The 3,011-nt window shown below is 74.6% G+C and carries 3 protein-coding genes; all 3 read right to left on the bottom strand.

Annotated elements, in window-relative coordinates; genetic code table 11:
* Nucleotides 1–128 precede the first annotated feature (128 nt).
* Nucleotides 129–1,415, bottom strand: a complete 1,287-nt coding sequence (locus tag MXD58_RS23985) for an acyl-CoA dehydrogenase family protein (RefSeq protein WP_248837063.1) — start codon at nucleotides 1,413–1,415, stop codon at nucleotides 129–131.
* Nucleotides 1,412–2,572, bottom strand: coding sequence for an LLM class flavin-dependent oxidoreductase (locus MXD58_RS23990; RefSeq protein WP_248837064.1), 1,161 nt, complete (start codon nucleotides 2,570–2,572; stop codon nucleotides 1,412–1,414). Before MXD58_RS23990 ends, MXD58_RS23985 begins: the two co-directional genes overlap by 4 nt.
* Before the next feature lie 47 nt (nucleotides 2,573–2,619).
* Nucleotides 2,620–3,011, bottom strand: a 392-nt coding sequence (locus tag MXD58_RS23995; protein ID WP_250609977.1) for a serine aminopeptidase domain-containing protein, incomplete at its 5' end; no start/stop codon positions are given.

Here is a 3,011-nt window from a genome sequence, read left to right on the forward strand (position 1 = left end):
GTCCGAGCCGGACCCACCGCCGCTGCCGCAGGCCGCGAGGGTGATGGCGGCGAGGACGGAGACGGCGGCCGCGGCCAGCCGTCCCCCTGATCGGTGCCGGTGCGACGTGCTCATACTGTGGGTGCTCCTCATGGTGCCGGGTTCTCGGGGATGGGATTTTCGGCGGCGGGGGTCTGGGCGGCTGGGGTCTGGGCGGCTGGGGTCTGGGCGGTGGCGGCGAGGGTGCGGCGGCCGGCGGCCAGCAGGGCGCTGTCCTCCTGCGGCGGGTGCACGCGCACGCAGTGGACGTCGCGCAGGTGGCGTTCGAGCGGGTTGTGCCGGGTCAGCCCGGGGTTGCCGAGGGCGGCGACCGCGGTCTGCACGGCGCCGATGGCCGCGCGGGCGATGAGCGCCTTGGCGAGCAGCGCCCGTTCGCCGGCCCGCGGGTCGCCCGTCTCGAAGCGGCGTGCCACGGAGAAGGCGATCTCCTCGGCGGTGACGAGCTGCGCCTCGATCTCGCCGGCGATGGTCTGGATGCGTTCGGTCGTCGCGATCGGGCGGCCCAGGGCCGTGGGCACCCGTTCGTGCGCGAAACGCAGGAAGAACTCCTGCGCGGCGCGGGCGACGCCGATGTACAGCGCGCTCGCGCCGATCCCGATGGCGGCCAGCGCCGCGTCGTGGGACTGCGCCGAGGCGCGCACGCCACGGAAATGGTCGGCGGGCACGTTGACGTCGCGGTAGTGGACGTCATGGGTGCTGCTCGCCCGCAGCCCGAAGTGGTCCCAGGTGCGGACGATCTCGATGCCGGGCGCGTCCGCGGGCACCACCGCGTGTCCGACCAGCGGGTCGTCCTCCTCGGTCGCCGCCCACACCAGGTGGTAGCTGAGCCCTTCGGAACTGGTCGCGAAACCCTTGTGGCCGGTGAGCACCCAGCCCTGCCCGGTGCACCGGATCTTCGTCGCGGGCAGTCCGCCGCGGGCCGGGGCGCCGAGTTCGGGTTCGGCGCGGATCGCGTTGATCAGCACCGGGCGGTGGCGGGAGTCGGCGACGACGCGGCGGTAGGCCTCCTCGGGCCAGAACGGGGCGTGGGCCTGCGCGACGTGCTGGAAGACCGTCATAGCGGTGATCAGCGCGACCGACGGGTCGCCCTTGCCGAGCGCCTCGAACACGCGGACGCTGTCCGTCGGCGTCAGCGGCTGCTCGATGCCCAGGCGCAGCAGGCCCGCGTCGTGCACGGCCTGGATGCCCGCCCAGGGGAACTCCCCCGACCGGTCGTACTCCTCGGCGGTCGCCGCGAGCTGGGCACCGACCCGCGCGAGCGCCTCGTCGGAGATGTCGATACCGGCCACGCCGGTAGCGGGGTCGGGGGCGCCGGGGGCGCCCGGGGAGGTCGGGGAGGTCGGGGAGGAGGTGGCGAGGTCGGTCGGGGTTGTCATGACGCGGCTCCGGCGGCGGCCAGCTCCGGGGCGGGCAGGCCCGCGTCGAGCGGCACGATCTCGCCGCGGCGGCCGGTGGCCTCGCGGTGCGCCAGTTCCTGGCGGACCAGCGGCAGCACGTGGCGGCCGTAGTCGACGACGTCGTTGAGGTTGTCGTAACCGCGGATGGAGATCAGTTCGGCGCCGAGGTCGACGTAGTCGAGGATCGCGGCGGCGACGGTCTCGGGGGTGCCGACGAGCGCGGTGGACGCGCCGGCGGCGTTCGTCGCCTTCGCCGGCGCCGTCCACAGCGCCCGGTCGTGCACCTCGGCACGGGCGGCGGCGGCCAGCAGCCGCTGGGAGCCGACGTTCGCGGGCTGGGTGCCGCCGAGGCGAAACGCCCGCTGGGCGGCGCCGGCGGAGCCCCGCAGCACCGCGAGGATCTGGTGCGCCTTCGCCCAGGCGAGTTCCTCGGTCGGGGCGATGATCGGGCGGAAGGTGACCCAGATCCGCGGGCTGTCGGTGCGCCCGGCGAGGCGGGCCTGCGCGCGGACCGCGTCGATCTGCTCGCGGGTCTGCGCCAGCGGCTCCCCCCACAGCCCGAAGATGTCGCCGAGCGCGCCGCCGACCTGGTAGGCCTGCGCGGACGAGCCGCCGACGGACACCGGGATGGTGCCGTTGACCGGGCGGACCACCGAGACGAAGTCGTCGAACGAGTAGTACGTCCCGGCATGGTCGAACGGCGCCGTGCGGGTCCACACCTGGCGCAGGATCTCGATGTACTCCGCCTGGCGGGCGTAGCGCTCGGCCTTGGGCAGCCGGTCGCCTTCGCGGGCCTGCTCCTTGTCATCGCCGCCGGCGATGAAGTGCACGACGGCCCGCCCGCCGGAGAGCTGGTCGAGGGTGGCGAGCTGCTTGGCGGCCACCGTCGGGTACATCGTGTTGGGCCGCAGCGCGACGATCGGCCGGACCCGCTCGGTGTACTGGGTGATGGCGGTCGCCACGGTGAACGGGTCGAGGTAGGCCGAGGAGTACGGCACGAGGGTGTAGTCGAAGCCGTAGTCGTCGAGGGTGCGCGCGTACCGCTTGAAGTAGGGCAGGTCGACGGCGGCGCGGCCGAGCTGGTTGAGCTCGTTCGACGGGTTGACGTTGATGGCGCTGATGAACTCGACGGGCATCGGGGTCTCCGGGGTGAGTGGTTCAGGCGCCCGGTGGGCGGGGCGGGTCACGCCCACCGGGCGATGGGTGCCAGCTCGGCGCCGAGCCGCAGGCGCTCGAGGAACAGCACGATCACGGCGGCGGCGGTGCGGTGGGTCGCGTCGTTGAGGGCGTCGTGGCGGCCGCCGTCGATGGTGACCAGTTCCGCCCGCGGCGCCGCGGCGTAGCGGGCGCGGGCCGGGCGCGGCGGGCTGACCAGGTCAGCCGTGCCGTGCAGGCCGAGGATCGGGATATCGATCCGGGACAGGTCGGCGTCCGCCAGCCAGGACGCCGGGACCGGCTGGTCCAGCGCCGCGCGACGCAGGTGCGGGTCGGCCGACAGCCGCGCCTGGTGTGTCGGGCAGGCCGTGCGCGCCGCGAGTTGCGCCGCCCACCGGTCCTCGTCGTCGCCCACCGGGC

The organism is Frankia sp. AgKG'84/4, from assembly GCF_023242965.2.
GTDB lineage: Bacteria > Actinomycetota > Actinomycetes > Frankiales > Frankiaceae > Frankia.

Excerpts from the sequence above, each read along its gene's own strand:
- MXD58_RS23990 (WP_248837064.1), bottom strand. The coding sequence starts at position 2,572 with ATGCCCGTCGAGTTCATCAGCGCCATCAACGTCAACCCGTCGAACGAG.
- MXD58_RS23985 (WP_248837063.1), bottom strand. The coding sequence starts at position 1,415 with ATGACAACCCCGACCGACCTCGCCACCTCCTCCCCGACCTCCCCGACC.